9 protein-coding genes and 5 pseudogenes are annotated in these 17,953 nt (G+C 46.5%); all 14 read right to left on the reverse strand.

Annotated features, from left to right (window positions below):
- Nucleotides 1-25: 25 nt before the first annotated feature.
- Nucleotides 26-855 (reverse strand): annotated as a pseudogene (gene rplB / locus RE628_RS25790) (50S ribosomal protein L2).
- Nucleotides 856-883: 28 nt separating this feature from the next.
- The gene (gene rplW / locus RE628_RS25795; RefSeq protein ID WP_309156147.1) at nucleotides 884-1,174 is read right to left on the reverse strand and encodes a 50S ribosomal protein L23; all 291 of its coding nucleotides are present in this window, start codon (nucleotides 1,172-1,174) and stop codon (nucleotides 884-886) included.
- The gene (gene rplD, locus RE628_RS25800; protein WP_309156149.1) at nucleotides 1,174-1,797 is read right to left on the reverse strand and encodes a 50S ribosomal protein L4; all 624 of its coding nucleotides are present in this window, start codon (nucleotides 1,795-1,797) and stop codon (nucleotides 1,174-1,176) included. The genes rplW and rplD overlap by 1 nt, the downstream gene beginning before the upstream one ends.
- Nucleotides 1,798-1,823: 26 nt before the next feature.
- Nucleotides 1,824-2,447: a 50S ribosomal protein L3 gene (rplC, locus tag RE628_RS25805; RefSeq protein WP_309156151.1), complete on the reverse strand. Its 624-nt coding sequence runs from the start codon at nucleotides 2,445-2,447 to the stop codon at nucleotides 1,824-1,826.
- Nucleotides 2,448-2,491: 44 nt separating this feature from the next.
- Complete coding sequence (rpsJ, locus tag RE628_RS25810; protein ID WP_009226637.1) at nucleotides 2,492-2,800, reverse strand: 30S ribosomal protein S10; 309 nt, start codon at nucleotides 2,798-2,800, stop codon at nucleotides 2,492-2,494.
- A gap of 186 nt (nucleotides 2,801-2,986) precedes the next feature.
- On the reverse strand, nucleotides 2,987-4,324 hold the full coding sequence (locus tag RE628_RS25815) for a globin-coupled sensor protein (RefSeq protein WP_309156160.1): 1,338 nt from the start codon (nucleotides 4,322-4,324) through the stop codon (nucleotides 2,987-2,989).
- Between the two features lie 191 nt (nucleotides 4,325-4,515).
- The gene (gene tuf / locus RE628_RS25820; RefSeq protein ID WP_309156162.1) at nucleotides 4,516-5,706 is read right to left on the reverse strand and encodes an elongation factor Tu; all 1,191 of its coding nucleotides are present in this window, start codon (nucleotides 5,704-5,706) and stop codon (nucleotides 4,516-4,518) included.
- Between the two features lie 101 nt (nucleotides 5,707-5,807).
- Nucleotides 5,808-7,888, reverse strand: a pseudogene (gene fusA, locus RE628_RS25825) (elongation factor G).
- A 47-nt stretch (nucleotides 7,889-7,935) separates the two neighbouring features.
- Nucleotides 7,936-8,406, reverse strand: coding sequence for a 30S ribosomal protein S7 (rpsG, locus tag RE628_RS25830; RefSeq protein WP_309156164.1), 471 nt, complete (start codon nucleotides 8,404-8,406; stop codon nucleotides 7,936-7,938).
- 45 nt (nucleotides 8,407-8,451) lie between these two features.
- A complete protein-coding gene (gene rpsL / locus RE628_RS25835; protein ID WP_068779097.1) occupies nucleotides 8,452-8,871 on the reverse strand; it encodes a 30S ribosomal protein S12 in 420 nt (139 codons plus the stop codon).
- A gap of 141 nt (nucleotides 8,872-9,012) precedes the next feature.
- Nucleotides 9,013-9,263 (reverse strand): annotated as a pseudogene (locus RE628_RS25840) (ribosomal L7Ae/L30e/S12e/Gadd45 family protein).
- A gap of 206 nt (nucleotides 9,264-9,469) precedes the next feature.
- Nucleotides 9,470-13,082: pseudogene (gene rpoC / locus RE628_RS25845) on the reverse strand (DNA-directed RNA polymerase subunit beta').
- A 56-nt stretch (nucleotides 13,083-13,138) separates the two neighbouring features.
- The gene (gene rpoB, locus RE628_RS25850) at nucleotides 13,139-16,684 is read right to left on the reverse strand and encodes a DNA-directed RNA polymerase subunit beta (protein WP_309156166.1); all 3,546 of its coding nucleotides are present in this window, start codon (nucleotides 16,682-16,684) and stop codon (nucleotides 13,139-13,141) included.
- A gap of 459 nt (nucleotides 16,685-17,143) precedes the next feature.
- Nucleotides 17,144-17,742: pseudogene (locus tag RE628_RS25855) on the reverse strand (class I SAM-dependent methyltransferase).
- Nucleotides 17,743-17,953: the final 211 nt, after the last annotated feature.

Consider the following 17,953-nt stretch of genomic DNA (forward strand, 5'->3'; position numbering starts at 1 on the left):
CGTGAAGTGATCCGCGAGGCGCGGATTACTTCGTGCGGCCACGAACGATATACTTATCAGACGCTTTGCCTTTTTTACGCGTTTTGTAACCAAGGGTTGGTTTGCCCAAGGAGACAACGGCGATTTACGACCGATCGGAGCGCGACCTTCACCACCACCGTGTGGGTGATCGTTAGGGTTCATAACAACACCGCGCACTTCAGGACGTTGGCCCTTCCAGCGATTACGGCCTGCTTTACCGATCTTGATCAATTCATGGTCTGCATTACCTACAGAACCGATTGTAGCGCGGCAAACTTTAAGAATTTTACGCATTTCGCCAGAAGAAAGACGAACAGTTACGTATTTTTCTTCTTTACCGAGCAATTGAGCTTCTGTACCAGCAGCACGAACAAGTTGTCCGCCTTTACCTGGTTTCAACTCAATGTTGTGGATAACTGTACCCACTGGAATGTTCTCGAGTGGAAGAGCATTACCGATTTTGATATCGGAACCTACACCAGACTCGATAACGTCGCCTACTTTAAGCCCTTGCGGAGCGATAATGTAGCGTTTTTCACCGTCAGCATAGTGGATCAAAGCGATGTTAGAAGTCCGGTTCGGGTCGTACTCGATTGTAGCAACGCGACCTGGAATTCCATCTTTGTTCCGTTTGAAGTCGATGATACGATATTTACGTTTGTGTCCACCGCCATGGTGACGCACAGTGATTTTACCTTGGTTGTTGCGGCCAGCTGTTTTGCTCAGTGGCGCAAGCAAGGATTTCTCCGGAGTATCTGTAGTAATTTCTTCGAATGTCGACACGGACATATTACGTCTTGCCGGAGATGTCGGTTTATACTTTTTGATAGGCACTAGATTTCCCTCCTTACTTTAGACAATTTTATACCGATTCAAAGAATTCAAGCGGTTTGCTGTCCGAAGTCAAAGTCACGAACGCTTTCTTCCACTCCGGAGTATAGCCGAAATGACGTCCATAACGTTTTGGCTTGCCAGGAACACGCAGAGTATTCACATTGCTCACTTTAACTTTGAAGATCTCTTCAACCGCTTTTTTAATTTCGGTCTTGTTAGCACGAATGTCAACTTCGAATACATATTTAAGCTCGTTCATGTAATCAGCAGTACGTTCTGTGATTACCGGACGCTTAATAATATCACGAGGATCCTTCATTACGCGAGCACCTCCTCTACCTTCTGAACTGCTTCCTTCGTAATGATCAGTTTGTCGTGCGAAAGCACGTCAAGAACATTAATGCCGTCAGCTGCTACGAATTTAACACCAGGAATATTACGAGCGGAAAGTGCTACATTGTCGTCATAGCTAGGAGCTACAACAAGCGCCTTGCGATCAACCTTCAGGTTGTTCAAGATTGCAGCAAATTCTTTAGTTTTAGGTGCATTCAAGCTGAGTGCATCAAGTACGATAATGTCCTGATCGATTACTTTTGCAGACAAAGCCGATTTGATCGCCAGACGACGAACTTTCTTCGGCAATTTGTAAGCATAGCTACGTGGTGTTGGTCCAAATACGATACCGCCACCAACCCATTGCGGAGAACGGATCGAACCTTGACGGGCACGTCCTGTTCCTTTTTGCTTCCAAGGTTTACGACCGCCGCCGCGAACTTCGGAGCGTCCTTTTACTTTATGGTTACCAAAGCGAAGGGAAGCGCGTTGCATAACAACAGCTTCATGAAGCACATGAGTGTTCGGCTCGATACCGAATACTGCATCATTCAATTCTACTTCACCAACTTGGCTACCGCTAACATTAAAAAGTGCTACTTTTGGCATTTTTTGTTCCTCCTTTCTTTAGTCGATTATTTTCTGTTCGTTTCTCTTACTTTAACGAAGCTATTTTTAGGACCTGGGATCGAACCTTTAACGAGCAGCACATTACGTTCTGCATCAACCTTAATAACTTCAAGGTTTTGGATCGTTTTTGTTACACTACCCATATGTCCTGGAAGACGTTTGCCTTTAGGAACGCGGTTCGCTTGGATAGAACCCATGGAACCAGGTCTACGATGGTAACGGGAGCCGTGAGCCATAGGACCGCGACTTTGTCCCCAACGTTTGATGTTACCTTGGAAACCTTTACCCTTCGAAATACCTGTTACGTCAACAAATTCGCCCTCAGCAAAAACATCAACTTTGACCTCTTGGCCAACTTCATATCCTGCCAAGTCAACACCGCGAATTTCGCGAACGTAGCGCTTAGGCGTTGTATTTGCCTTTTTCGCATGACCAGCTTCTGGCTTAGTTATTCTGCTTTCTTTCTTATCAGAGTAACCAAGTTGGATCGCTTCATAGCCATCGTTCTCAACGTCTTTCTTTTGCAGAACTACGTTAGAACTTGCTTCGATAACTGTTACAGGAATGACATTACCTTCTGGTGTAAATACTTGAGTCATTCCGAGTTTTTTCCCTAAGATACCTTTCATGTTGACACCTCTTTTCCTCTTTCGTTTCCATTCAATGATGGATATTACAATTTAATTTCGATATCTACACCGGACGGCAGGTCCAAGCGCATCAAGGCATCCACAGTTTGTGGAGTCGGATTAACAATATCGATCAAACGCTTATGAGTACGCTGTTCGAATTGTTCCCGGGAATCCTTGTACTTGTGTACCGCACGGAGAATAGTAATCACTTGCTTCTCAGTCGGAAGCGGAATTGGTCCAGATACGCCAGCACCCGAACGTTTTGCCGTTTCAACGATTTTCTCTGCGGATTGATCAAGAATTCTGTGGTCGTAAGCTTTCAAACGAATACGAATTTTTTGCTTTGCCATTTTATTCCCTCCTTTTATCGCCCAATTTGAGATCGGACATACTCCATGGAAATTTTCTAACTGCCAACCCATGGCAAAGGGGCCGGGTGTGTCAGTAACCTCCCACTTCATCGCAACGTCACAGAACAACATTCATTATTATATAGAAAAGCTGTGCTCATTGCAAGCAAATTATTAATATTTATTCTATAATTCTGAAGACGCCGCATTCAGCTGCTCTGCAGAGCTGGCAACCTGAGACATATCCGAACCGATTCCTTCTATTATATAAACGAGATTTTTGATTTGAGCTTCTACGGTTACTATCTCATCCGAACTACGCTGCACGGATTCTATAATATGAAGAAACACATCTCTGCTAGATTGTGAATACTCTCTCCCTTGTCCGGCTACCCGCTGTGCCCCACCAACAGCCTGGATTACTTCTGTTGTCAGACTCGAGGATTGCTTAAGCTTGTCCTTGATTTGAGCGACAGTCAGCCTTGCATCTTCTGATAGCTTCCGGACCTCTTGGGCTACTACAGTAAATCCAAGTCCATGCTCTCCTGCTCTGGCCGCCTCAATCGCCGCATTAAGTGAGAGCAGATGGATCTGACCAGCGATGTTCTCGACCGATTGTGCCACTTGCTCGATTTGCTTCGAGAAGTTGCTCAGATGCAGTACCGTCTCCTCCATCGCATGCATATTCTCAAAAATGTAATCGATTCGGTTCTGCAATTCCTGAAGACTCTCCCTGCCTTGTTCAGCCAAGCCCCTAGACGATACTGCAAAATCAGCCAACCGATGAACCGCCTTATTTACGCCATCCGCATCAGTAATGAGGTTGTCTACGGATAGCCTTGTATCCTTACTCTTTATTTGCAGCTCTTCACTAAATAAAGTGATCTTTCGCTGGAGTTCCTGTTTGACTTGTTCATACTGAGCTTCTTTCTCGCGAATATTTTCTTTCTCATAAGCTTCAAGTACTAATTGCTGTTCAAAATTAAGCAATTTAGTCGTTGTAGTAATCATCTGTAACATTTGCTTTCCGTCCTGAACCTGCTGGCAAATGACCTCGATTACGGCGTTCTGTAAATTTTGAAAGGCGGATAGATACCACTTTGGTTCCAAACCAACCCGTTTATGTACTTTCGCGATCGCCAATCGTTTCATAATGAATTCCAACCCAATCTCCCCATTGAACATTTCAAGCAAATGCTCTTCAAGCGTCTTCTTTAGACGTTCTATCGTACTATGCTGCTGTATTATCCCTTTCAGCTTATCTACATCAAGTACCGACTGATAGAAAGAATCGACAATGCTTTCCATATGATTCGCTATAATCGGCCGCATTTGCTGCAAGGTCTTCAGATCTGTATCAGTGAAGTGGATCATCTTCAGTTGCGCGTTGACCTCATCTCCATCTTTAATGGCATAGGTTTGCCCATCATATTTCTCCACTGGTGAACTTATATAATCATCCGTGGATGAAGCCTTATGCTGTGCTAAGAGTGGACGCTTTAAATGAGAAAAAGGGCATTTCATAACTATAATAACCCCCAGATTCATGATTAATGTACTTGAGCCTTGAGGGCATTATAACGGTGATATCTCAACCTGTAAAGTCAAAAAAATACACATTTCGACAAAATACAACAATATTCATTCCTTCTATGTCTTAAATGCAAAAAGACTCGTTCCTTATGGAACGAGTCTTCAAGAAGCATAAGCTTTAATTATTTGCTGATGGATACAACAGCGCCGGATCCAACTGTACGTCCACCTTCACGGATGGAGAAGCGAGTTCCTTCTTCAATCGCGATTGGGTTGATCAGGGATACGGAAACTTCGATGTTGTCGCCAGGCATAACCATTTCAGTACCTTCTGGCAGGTTGATAACACCTGTTACGTCAGTTGTACGGAAATAGAATTGTGGACGGTAGCCAGTGAAGAAAGGCTTATGACGTCCGCCTTCTTCTTTAGTCAATACGTATACTTGAGCGGAGAACTCAGTATGCGGATTAACGGAAGCTGGCTTTGCCAATACTTGACCGCGTTCGATTTGTGCACGGTCAACACCACGGAGCAATGCACCGATGTTGTCGCCTGCTTCAGCGGAATCAAGCAATTTACGGAACATTTCTACGCCAGTTACGACGGATTTCTTAGTTTCTTCTTTGATACCAACGATTTCGATTTCATCGCCGACTTTAACAGTACCACGCTCTACACGGCCTGTAGCAACTGTACCGCGGCCAGTGATGGAGAATACGTCCTCGACAGGCATAAGGAATGGTTTGTCAACTGGACGCTCTGGAAGAGGGATATACTCGTCGATGATTTCGAACATCTCAACGATTTTCTTAGCCCAATCGCCATCTGGGTTCATAAGAGCTTCACGAGCGGAACCTTGGATGATTGGAGTATCATCGCCAGGGAAATCGTATTCGTTCAGCAAGTCACGAACTTCCATTTCAACCAATTCAAGAAGCTCTTCATCTTCAACCATGTCGCATTTGTTCAAGAATACAACGATGTAAGGAACGCCTACGTTACGGGACAACAGGATGTGCTCGCGAGTTTGTGGCATTGGGCCGTCAGCTGCGGATACAACCAGGATCGCTCCGTCCATTTGTGCAGCACCAGTGATCATGTTTTTAACATAGTCGGCGTGCCCTGGGCAGTCAACGTGAGCATAGTGACGGTTAGGAGTCTCATATTCCACGTGGGAAGTGGAGATCGTGATACCGCGCTCGCGCTCTTCTGGAGCCTTATCAATTTGATCAAATGACATTGCAGCACCGCCATAAGTTTTGGACAATACAGTAGTGATTGCTGCAGTCAGCGTAGTTTTACCATGGTCAACGTGACCAATTGTACCGATGTTAACATGCGGTTTTGTACGTTCGTATTTAGCCTTTGCCATTTTAAACATTTCCTCCTTAAAAATGAGATTAATATGTTGGACTAACCTGGGAGCAAATCCTTAACTCAGGTCATCTACTCCCGGCTAGTAAATACAGAAGATTACTCTGCAGAACCTTTATGCTTCGTTACGATCTCTTCGGAGATGCTACGAGGAACTTCTTCATAGTGAGACAATTCCATCGAGAACACACCGCGTCCTTGCGTACCGGAACGTAGAGTTGTGGAGTAACCGAACATTTCGGAAAGAGGCACTTTCGCGCGAATGATTTGAGCGCCGCCACGGGAGTCCATACCTTCGATACGGCCACGACGTGAGTTCAGCATACCCATAACATCACCCATGTACTCTTCCGGAACAGTTACTTCAACCTTCATGATTGGCTCAAGCAGAATCGGTTGTGCTTTTTCCTTAGCAGCTTTAAGCGCCATGGAACCAGCGATCTTAAACGCCATTTCACTGGAGTCGACATCGTGGTAGGAACCGTCTACGATAGTAGCTTTCACGTCCACGAGTGGGAAACCAGCAAGAACACCGTTCTTCATTGCTTCTTCGATACCCTGTTGAGCAGGTCCGATATACTCTCTTGGTACTGAACCACCGACAACTTTGCTATCGAATGTGTTACCTGTACCTGGTTCGAGCGGTTCGAATTCAACCCATACGTGACCGTATTGACCACGACCACCGGATTGACGTACGAATTTACCTTCAACGCGAGCAGGAACCTTAAATGTTTCACGGTAAGCAACCTGTGGTTTACCCACATTGGTGTCTACCTTGAACTCGCGGCGCATACGGTCGATGATGATATCAAGGTGAAGTTCACCCATACCAGCCAAAATCGTTTGACCAGTTTCTTCATCTGTATGTGCGCGAAGTGTAGGGTCTTCCTCAGTCAATTTACCAAGGGCTACACTCATTTTGTCTTGGTCAGCTTTAGTCTTAGGTTCTACTGCAATTTCGATAACCGGATCAGGGAAGTTCATGGATTCGAGAATAACTGGGTTCTTCTCATCACACAGTGTATCACCTGTTCCAGTATCTTTCAAACCAACAGCTGCTGCGATATCACCAGCGTAAACTTCAGTGATTTCTTTACGGCTGTTAGCATGCATTTGCAGGATACGACCGATACGCTCACGTTTGTTCTTCGTTGCATTCAGTACATACGAACCGGATTGCAAAACACCGGAGTATACACGGAAGAACGTAAGCTTACCAACGTAAGGGTCAGTCATGATTTTAAATGCAAGCGCTGCGAACGGTTCTTCGTCAGAAGAATGACGTTCTACTTCGCTACCATCGTCCAAGTGACCTTGGATGCTTGGTACGTCAGTTGGAGCCGGCAAGTAATCAACAACTGCATCCAGTACGAGCTGGATACCTTTGTTACGGTAAGAGATCCGCAAACTACTGGGAAGATCTTAACTTCTACTACACCTTTACGAAGAGCTGCTTTCAGTTCTTCAACAGTGATTTCTTCACCTTCAAGGTATTTCATAGTCAATTCTTCATCTAGTTCTGCAACCTTCTCAACCAACTCAGCACGAAGCTCTTCAACCTTCGCTGCATATTCTGCAGGAATTTCAGTTTCTTCGATGTTTTGGCCCAAGTCATCTTTGTACATGTAAGCCTTTTGAGTCACGATGTCGATAATACCGACAAAATCACTCTCAGCACCGATAGGAAGCTGAATAGCTACTGCATTAGCTTGGAGACGCTCGCGCATATCGTTAACTACGTTAAGATAGTCGGCGCCAATAATATCCATTTTGTTGACATAAGCGATACGAGGAACGCTGTATTTGTCAGCCTGTCTCCATACGGTTTCAGACTGAGGCTCTACGCCTTCCTTCGCACTGAACACGCCTACTGCCCCGTCCAATACACGAAGGGAACGTTCGACTTCTACTGTGAAGTCAACGTGTCCCGGGGTATCGATGATATTGACGCGATGGCCCTTCCATTGAGCGGTTGTAGCGGCGGACGTAATTGTGATCCCGCGCTCTTGCTCTTGCTCCATCCAGTCCATCGTCGCAGCACCCTCGTGAACTTCACCGATTTTGTGCGTGATACCTGTGTAGAACAAGATACGTTCCGTCGTGGTCGTTTTACCGGCGTCAATATGCGCCATGATCCCGATATTACGTGTATTTTTCAAGGAGAACTCTCTTGTCATGCGATTTTCTCCCTTCAAAATAGAGGTTTATTATTAGTTGCTGAATCCTACCAACGATAGTGTGCGAACGCTTTGTTCGCTTCAGCCATTTTGTGAGTGTCTTCACGTTTCTTAACGGAAGCACCAGTGTTGTTGGATGCATCGATGATCTCTGCAGCCAAACGCTCTTCCATAGTCTTCTCGCCGCGGTTGCGGGAGTAGTTTACGAGCCAACGTAATCCTAAGGAAGTACGTCTTTCCGGTTTAACTTCGATCGGTACTTGATAGTTAGCACCACCTACACGGCGAGCTTTAACTTCCAAGACTGGCATGATATTTTTAAGCGCTGCTTCAAACACTTCCATTGGGTCATTGCCCGTACGTTCTTGAATGATGTTGAACGCATTATACAGAATGCTTTGTGCAACGCCGCGCTTACCATCGATCATAATGCGGTTGATCAGGCGAGTAACAAGTTTGCTGTTATACACCGGATCCGGCAATACGTCTCTTTTTGTAACTGGACCTTTGCGTGGCATAGTTATCCCCCTTTCATTATTAGTCCAAACCTATTTTCGAAAATATTATTTCTTAGCTTTTGGACGTTTAGCACCATACTTGGAACGAGCTTGCATCCGGTTGTTAACACCAGCGGTATCAAGCGCACCGCGCACGATGTGATAACGTACCCCCGGAAGGTCTTTTACCCGGCCTCCACGAATCAAAACAACGCTGTGCTCTTGCAGGTTGTGACCGATCCCTGGAATGTAAGCCGTCACCTCAACACGGTTCGTCAAACGAACACGGGCATATTTACGAAGTGCGGAGTTCGGTTTCTTAGGAGTCATCGTACCTACACGAGTACAAACACCACGTTTTTGTGGGGAACTAAGATCGGTAGCTTCACGTTTAAGAGCGTTATAACCTCTTTGCAATGCTGGCGATTTAGATTTGTACACCTTGTCTTGACGTCCTTTACGGACTAATTGGTTAATTGTTGGCATGTTGTTGCCACCCCCTTCCTCGATTCTTTAACATTCTTTACAAACCCATTTGTTAAGCCCACAGACCCAGGCGGTTCATAAAAGAACAAATGAAAAGTTTTTGCCAGTAAGGAACCTTACAGCAAAAACATTCCTATCAAACTATGGTTTTACAACCGCAGCCATCGCTGCACCAATTTCAATCCGCAAGCTTTGCCGAGATTAAGCATCGTGTCCACCAAAGTGACCTTGACTGCATATTGATTGCACAATGCGATGATCTTCGATTTCAAACGTGGATCTGCATCTTCAGCTACATATACTTCTTCGGCTCGTCCAAGCTCGACGATACGTATCGTTTGCTTGGTGCCGATCTTAACATGAGCATCCTGTAAATCTTTATCATAAGACATATCATCGTCCTCCAAAGCACAGGGAATTCCGTACTCACGCACTACGATATATTAGCATTCTCATTAGGCGATGTCAAGCAATTTCTATCAATCTTTTGTTCTACCGGACTGCGGTCTTTAAGAACGCTGGTGATCAACCCGCTTGCTTGAACATAAATCGTGATCCGGACGGTACAATTCCGCCCGGATCACGCATGTTGAGCTAGTTACTCTACAGTTACTGTCTCCAGATTCTCCTCAGTCGCCTCGTTGCCTTCCGGCTCATCGAATTGAATACTGCGATACTGGTTCATACCAGTACCTGCCGGAATCAGCTTACCGATGATGACATTCTCTTTCAGGCCGAGCAGTTTATCCACTTTGCCTTTGATTGCCGCATCAGTGAGAACACGAGTTGTTTCCTGGAAGGATGCTGCCGACAAGAAGGAATCTGTCTCAAGCGATGCCTTGGTGATACCCAGCAATACTGGTTTGGCCACGGCAGGCTCTTGACCAGAAAGAATCGCTTCTTTGTTGGCTCTCTCATATTCATGCATGTCGACAAATGAACCTGGTAAGAGCGTGGTATCGCCGGAATCGACAATACGGATCTTGCGGAGCATCTGTCTAACCATAACTTCAATGTGTTTGTCGTTAATTTCTACGCCCTGGTTACGATATACGCGTTGTACTTCCTGCAGAATGTAGTTCTGTACGCCACGAATACCTTTGATACGCAGAATCTCTTTCGGGTCGATTGAACCATCGGTCAGTTCATCCCCGGCCTCGATATGCTCACCTTCGCTAACGCGCAGACGGGAGCCATAAGTTACCGAGTATACCTTAGTTTCTGCTTCGCCCTCAACTTCGATTTCACGACGATCCTTGGCTTCGCGAACCTCTTTCACGACACCGTCGATCTCACTAATTGTAGCTTGCCCTTTCGGATTCCGTGCTTCGAACAGCTCCTGAATACGCGGCAAACCTTGCGTAATATCGTCACCGGCAACACCGCCGGTATGGAACGTACGCATTGTAAGCTGGGTCCCTGGTTCACCGATGGATTGAGCAGCGATAATACCAACCGCTTCACCAATCTCAACATGCTTACCAGTAGCCAGGTTCCGTCCATAGCACTTCTTACATACACCATGACGAGCACGACAGCTTAGTACCGAACGGATTTGTAGCTTCTTAACATCTGCATTCACGATCGCATTCGCTTTATCGCTATCGATTAGCTCATTGCGGTGAACGATAATCTCACCGGTCTTCGGATGCTTGATCGTCTCGAAGGAGTAACGTCCTTCGATTCGGTCATACAGGTTCTCGATGATTTCCTTACCGTCTTCAATTTGGCTAACCACGATACCTTTGTCAGTTCCGCAATCATCCTCACGAACGATTACATCCTGTGCCACGTCGACAAGACGACGAGTCAGGTAACCTGAGTCAGCAGTACGAAGTGCGGTATCGGCCAGACCTTTACGCGCACCGTGAGTGGAGATGAAGTACTCCAAGACTGTAAGGCCTTCACGGAAGTTCGCTTTGATTGGTAGTTCGTAAATTCGGCCGGATGGCGTAGCCATCAGACCCCGCATACCACCCAACTGGGTGATCTGTGATTTATTACCCCGCGCCTTAGAATCAACCATGAGCATAATCGAGTTGAAGCGATCCATGGATTTCATCAGGACATCGGTAATTTGATCTTTCGCCTTCGACCAGATATCGATAACGCGGTCATACCGTTCTTCATCGGTAATCAAGCCGCGGCGATATTGATTTGTAATAACTTGTACTTTATCATCAGACTCACGCATGATGTCTTGTTTCGCATCAGGTACGATAACGTCGGAAACCGCAATACTAACACCCGCACGCGTCGAATACGTAAAGCCGGTTGTTTGATTCTGTCGAGAATAACCGAGGTTTCCGTCGTTTGATAGATCTCAAAGCAACGACCGATAATTTCACCCAGATATTCCTTGCCTACCCCGCTCATCAACTTCTCGTTCATGATGCGCTCTTGAACATTTGCGCCTTTCTCATGAATGAAGTAATGATCCGGAGTTCCTTCGAGCAGATTGGTACGAGTTGCTTCGTTAATGTACGGGAAGCTGGCCGGGAAGATTTCGTTGAAGATAATCTTACCTACCGTCGTAACCAACAATGCATTTTGCTGTTCTTCAGTAAATGAAGTTTTGTTCAGCGCTCTGGCAGGAATCGCTACACGAGCGTGTAGAGATGCCGTGCCACGTTGATATGCCGAAACCGCCTCATTTACAGAAGCCAGGAGCATACCTGTGCCTTTTGCTTCCTTGTTATCCACAGTCAGATAGTAAGAACCAAGGACCATATCCTGAGAAGGTGTGACAACTGGCTTACCGTCTTTCGGGTTCAAAATATTGCCCGATGCAAGCATCAGAAGGCGTGCTTCCGCTTGTGCTTCTGCAGACAACGGAACGTGTACGGCCATTTGGTCACCGTCGAAGTCGGCATTGTAAGCCGTACATACGAGCGGATGAAGACGAATGGCACGTCCTTCAACGAGGATCGGTTCAAAAGCTTGAATACCAAGACGGTGAAGCGTAGGAGCACGGTTAAGCAGAACTGGATGTTCCTTGATAACCTCTTCGAGTACATCCCATACTTCTGGGCTAACGCGTTCTACTTTACGTTTTGCACTCTTAATATTATGAGCCAGGCCTTTGTTAACTAGCTCTTTCATGACGAATGGCTTGAACAGCTCAAGCGCCATTTCCTTCGGCAGACCACACTGATACATCTTCAGATAAGGTCCCACGACGATAACGGAACGACCGGAATAGTCAACCCGTTTACCGAGCAGGTTCTGACGGAAACGACCCTGTTTACCTTTAAGCATGTGGCTCAAAGATTTCAACGGACGGTTACCCGGTCCGGTTACAGGACGGCCACGGCGGCCGTTGTCGATCAAAGCGTCAACCGCTTCTTGCAGCATACGTTTCTCGTTCTGAACAATGATATCAGGAGCGCCAAGATCAAGCAGACGCTTCAGACGGTTGTTACGGTTAATAACACGGCGGTACAGATCGTTCAAGTCCGATGTAGCAAAGCGGCCACCATCGAGCTGAACCATTGGGCGAAGCTCCGGTGGAATGACCGGAAGCACATCAAGAATCATCCACTCCGGATTGTTACCGGAGTTACGGAATGCTTCAATAACCTCAAGGCGTTTGATCGCCCGGTTACGACGTTGCCCTTGAGCTGTACGTAGTTCTTCTTTTAGGAAGTCCATTTCCTTATCTATATCGAGATCCTGAAGCAATTCTTTAACCGCTTCGGCACCCATGCCAGCTTGGAATCCGTAGCCATATTTCTCACGATAGCTACGATATTCTTTCTCGGACAACAGTTGTTTCCTCTCCAGCGGAGTTTCCCTGGATCGGTAACAACATAGGATGCAAAATAAATGATCTCTTCGAGAGAGCGTGGCGACATATCGAGTGCCAAGCCCATACGGCTTGGAATCCCTTTGAAATACCAAATATGGGACACCGGAGCGGCCAGTTCAATATGGCCCATCCGCTCGCGACGAACCTTTGCTCTCGTTACTTCAACGCCGCAGCGATCGCAGACAACGCCTTTGTAACGAACTCTTTTATATTTACCGCAATGACATTCCCAGTCCTTGGTTGGGCCGAAGATCTTCTCGCAGAAGAGCCCTTCCTTCTCCGGTTTCAATGTCCGATAGTTAATTGTTTCAGGTTTTTTAACTTCACCGCGGGACCAAGAACGAATTTTCTCTGGGGAAGCAAGCCCGATTTTCATATACTCGAAGTTGTTGACATCCAACAAGGAGCATCCCTCCTTAACAAGGTTTATCACCATTTGACGGCAAGCCGCCAAAAACTTTATTCTACTCCGACTTCAGCGCCTTCAAGGTTAAGGCTCAGTTTATCCCCTGCTGCATCATCTTCATCATCAAGTTCCTTCATCTCGATCTCTTGCTCATCTCCGGACAGGATCTTAACGTCCATACCCAAGCTTTGAAGCTCCTTGATCAAGACTTTGAACGATTCTGGTACACCAGGTTCCGGCACATTCTCGCCTTTGACAATGGATTCGTAGGTTTTCACCCGACCAACCACGTCATCGGACTTGACAGTCAGAATCTCCTGCAATGTGTAAGCTGCGCCGTAGGCTTCCAGCGCCCATACTTCCATCTCACCGAAGCGTTGTCCACCGAACTGAGCTTTACCGCCAAGTGGCTGCTGCGTAACGAGTGAGTAAGGACCTGTAGAACGGGCATGGATTTTATCGTCAACCATGTGCGCCAGTTTGATCATGTGCATGACACCAACGGTAACTTCACGTTCGAATTCCTCACCCGTACGTCCGTCATACAAGATCGTCTTACCATTGCGCTGCATTCCCGCTTCTTCCATCGTATCGAAGACATCATACTCATTAGCGCCGTCGAATACAGGAGTAGCAACGTGAATACCGAGTTGAAGAGCAGCCATACCCAGATGCACTTCAAGCACCTGACCAATGTTCATCCGTGATGGAACACCGAGTGGGTTAAGTACGACCTGTACAGGCGTACCGTCCGGCATGAACGGCATATCTTCTTCTGGCAAAATACGGGCTACGACACCTTTATTACCATGGCGTCCTGCCATCTTGTCGCCCTCGGAAATTTTACGTTTCTGGGCAATATATACACGAACGAGTTGATTCACTCCTGGTGGAAGCTCATCGCCGTTCTCACGAGTAAATACTTTCACGTCTACGACGATACCATCGGTACCGTGAGGTACACGAAGCGAAGTATCGCGAACTTCGCGAGCCTTCTCGCCAAAGATTGCATGGAGCAAACGCTCTTCCGCAGTCAATTCTGTTACACCCTTCGGAGTAACCTTACCAACGAGGATATCGCCAGCGCCGATTTCAGCACCCACGCGGATAATACCACGCTCATCCAAATTGCGGAGTGCTTCTTCACCGACGTTCGGAATGTCACGCGTAATCTCTTCTGGTCCCAGCTTCGTATCACGAGCTTCGGACTCATACTCTTCAATATGAATCGAAGTGTAGACATCCTCTTTCACGAGCTTCTCGCTAAGGAGGATCGCATCCTCATAGTTGTAACCTTCCCACGTCATGAAGGCTACGACTACGTTGCGTCCAAGTGCCAATTCACCCATCTCCGTCGAAGGACCGTCAGCAAGGATATCGCCTTTCTTGACAACATCGCCATGCTTCACAATCGGACGTTGATTGATGCATGTTCCTTGGTTCGAGCGCATAAACTTGTGTAATTTATGTTTAACAAGGTCGCCTTTGACTTCCTTGCCATCCACCATCTCAACGCGGCGCAGCCAGATTTCATTCGCTGCTGAGCGTTCGATAATTCCGTCGTATTTGGACACGATACATACACCGGAGTCTTTCGCCGATTTGTGCTCCATTCCTGTACCAACAAGCGGTGCCTTAGGAATCAGAAGCGGAACGGCCTGCCGCTGCATGTTCGAACCCATCAGCGCACGGTTCGAGTCATCATTCTCCAAGAACGGGATCAGCGCCGTAGCGACGGATACAACCTGTTTTGGAGAGATGTCCATATAGTCAACCCGGTCACTTGACATCGTCAAGATGTTATCGGATTGCTTATTGTAACGTACGATAACATTCTTATCTTTGAATCTGTTATCTTCCGTAAGCTCGGCGTTCGCCTGAGCAATGACATAGTTATCTTCTTCATCTGCTGTCAGATAAGAGATTTGTTCCGTAACTTCTCCCGTCTTCGGATCAACCCAACGATACGGAGCTTCGATGAAGCCGTACTCGTTAATACGGGCGAAGGTAGACAAGGAGTTGATCAGACCAATGTTCGGACCTTCCGGAGTCTCGATTGGACACATCCGGCCATAGTGAGAGTGGTGAACGTCACGCACTTCCATGCCCGCACGTTCCCGTGTCAAACCGCCTGGACCGAGTGCTGACAGACGACGTTTATGCGTCAGTTCTGCAAGCGGGTTCGTCTGATCCATAAATTGCGACAACTGGGAGCTTCCGAAGAACTCCTTAATTGAAGCGATCACTGGACGAATATTAATCAACGCCTGCGGCGTGATCAAGTTCGCATCTTGAATCGACATTCTCTCACGCACAACGCGTTCCATCCGGGACAAACCGATACGGAACTGGTTCTGCAGCAATTCACCTACCGAACGAAGTCTGCGGTTGCCGAGATGGTCAATATCATCGGTACTGCCGACACCATGAAGCAGGTTCAAGAAGTAACTGATCGATGAGATAATATCAGCCGGAGTAATGTTCTTCACCGATTTATCGATATTACGGTTGGCAATAACTTTGACAACCTTACCATCTTCGATCGGAGAGAATATATCAACCACTTGCAGAGGAACATCATCTGCATCAAGAACGCCATTAGCTACATGATAATCCTTGAAACCAACACCGTTCTCCAGATAGGTGAGAATTTCATCAAGCAAGCGGCGATCTACCATTTGACCCGCTTCAGCAATAATCTCACCTGTCGTCGTATCAATTAAAGTCTCAGCAAGACGCTGATTGAACAGACGGTTCTTGATATGCAGCTTTTTATTGATTTTGTAACGGCCCACATTGGCCAGATCATAACGCTTCGGATCGAAGAAACGCGCCACTAGCAAGCTCTTCGCATTGTCTAGCGTAGGCGGTTCACCCGGACGAAGACGCTCGTAAATCTCGATCAAGGCCTTCTCCGTAGAGTCGGTGTTATCCTTGTCGAGTGTGTTGCGGATATATTCATCATTACCGAGCAAATCGAGAATCTCGGCGTCCGTACCAAAGCCAAGAGCACGAAGCAGTACGGTTACTGGAATTTTACGAGTACGGTCAATCCGGACATAGACGATGTCCTTCGCGTCCGTCTCCAGCTCCAGCCATGCGCCGCGGTTCGGGATTACGGTAGCAGTGTATGCTTTTTTGCCGTTCTTATCTACTTTAGTACTGAAATAGACGCTAGGAGAGCGAACCAACTGGCTGACAATTACCCGTTCCGCACCATTAATAATGAACGTACCGGTTTCCGTCATCAGCGGGAAATCTCCCATGAATACTTCCTGCTCTTTGACTTCGCCCGTTTCCTTATTAATGAGCCGGACTTTGACCCGAAGCGGAGCCGCATACGTTACATCGCGTTCCTTTGAATCATCTACCGTATACTTCGGTTCGCCGAGACTATAATCGATAAATTCCAGCACCAAATTACCCGTGAAATCCTGGATTGGAGAGATGTCCTGGAACATTTCCCGTAGGCCCTCTTCAAGGAACCACTCATAGGATTTCTGTTGGATTTCAATCAGGTTTGGAACTTCGAGTACCTCGTTAATTCGTGCATAACTCCGCCGAGTGCGTCGACCATATTGAACAAGATGTCCTGCCAACTTATACTCACCCCTTATGTCTACTCACTTTAAAAATCATTGCGAACCCGTGTTTGTACCCTTATAATAGGTTCATAACGGATTCTTCCACAAATAAAGAAAAGCCCTTATCGAACACTTTCGAAAAAAGAGCATCATTATCTGTGTCATCACTGTCCTAATGGCTCCGTATCAGTAGATTTACCCAAAATGTACATAATATACGTAGAACTATGCGGTTTTATGCATTGTCTTCGTAAAAAATACTTGACATTTCAGTAAACTAAAGACATAAAGAGCATTCTAATACTGACATTTTATAATAATATCACAACGGGTATCTCAAGTCAAACATTATTTTTGGCTTTTTTATGCCTGAAACAGCATATACGATGGATCACTAAACTAAAAAAAACTCCTTGGTTATAGCCAAATAAGAGCATGCACTTCCGTTAAAGAGAGCCTGTGCTGCTGGGGCTCTTACTTGATCGCCCGATAAATACGATATCCCTTATCCTTCGTAACTTCCTCGACTTGAACGAACAATGACTCCAATTTCGCCTTCGCTGAAGGCGCACCCTGTTTCTTCTGGATCACGATCCATAAAGAGCCACCTGAGCGCAGCCGCTCATAAGCACCTTCAAAAATGGCATGTACCACTTCTTTCCCGGCACGTATCGGTGGATTCGTCAGTACTACATCGTACTCCACAGCCCCATCCAGTGCAGAGAACAGATCACTTTCTAGAATCGTGACATTATCAATCTTATTATTTCTTGCATTCTCACGCGCCAGTTCTACTGCCCGGCCATTCACATCAATCATGGTAACATGACCTTGAACAGCCAACTTGGCTGCCGTCAGCCCAATCGGGCCATAGCCACAGCCTACATCCAACACTTTCGCGGTTGCTGGAATTTCCATAGCTTCAATTAAGGTACGGCTGCCGTAATCGACGCCTCCTTTGGCAAACACACCGGCATCACTAACAAAGCGTAGCTTGTGCCCCGCAGTTCCGCTTCCCAATTTTTACGGTCATGCTCTGCAGTGGGACGACTGGTATAGTAGTGATCAGACATTCTTAAACTTCCTCCGTAACGTCATTTCCTTACGTTATCCCGACATCATCATCCTAGTTTAGCCAAAATACTGCAAAATCAACGTACTACCTATTCAAACTGGGAGCAGTATTTTCCTAATTCACCCTCGTACCCAGCCTACATTTTTGAGTCTGGGGATCCCTTGCGTCCGGGCTCGTAGATTCATATGAACATAGAATTCAAGGAATAG

This window comes from Paenibacillus sp. D2_2 (assembly GCF_031199965.1).
In the GTDB taxonomy this organism is placed as follows: domain Bacteria; phylum Bacillota; class Bacilli; order Paenibacillales; family Paenibacillaceae; genus Fontibacillus.

Bases quoted from the DNA above. Each gene is read 5' to 3' on its own strand.
- tuf (WP_309156162.1), bottom strand. From the start codon at position 5,706: ATGGCAAAGGCTAAATACGAACGTACAAAACCGCATGTTAACATCGGT.
- rpsJ (WP_009226637.1), bottom strand. From the start codon at position 2,800: ATGGCAAAGCAAAAAATTCGTATTCGTTTGAAAGCTTACGACCACAGA.
- rplC (WP_309156151.1), bottom strand. From the start codon at position 2,447: ATGAAAGGTATCTTAGGGAAAAAACTCGGAATGACTCAAGTATTTACA.
- rpsL (WP_068779097.1), bottom strand. From the start codon at position 8,871: ATGCCAACAATTAACCAATTAGTCCGTAAAGGACGTCAAGACAAGGTG.
- RE628_RS25815 (WP_309156160.1), bottom strand. From the start codon at position 4,324: ATGAAATGCCCTTTTTCTCATTTAAAGCGTCCACTCTTAGCACAGCAT.
- rpsG (WP_309156164.1), bottom strand. From the start codon at position 8,406: ATGCCACGCAAAGGTCCAGTTACAAAAAGAGACGTATTGCCGGATCCG.
- rplW (WP_309156147.1), bottom strand. From the start codon at position 1,174: ATGAAGGATCCTCGTGATATTATTAAGCGTCCGGTAATCACAGAACGT.
- rplD (WP_309156149.1), bottom strand. From the start codon at position 1,797: ATGCCAAAAGTAGCACTTTTTAATGTTAGCGGTAGCCAAGTTGGTGAA.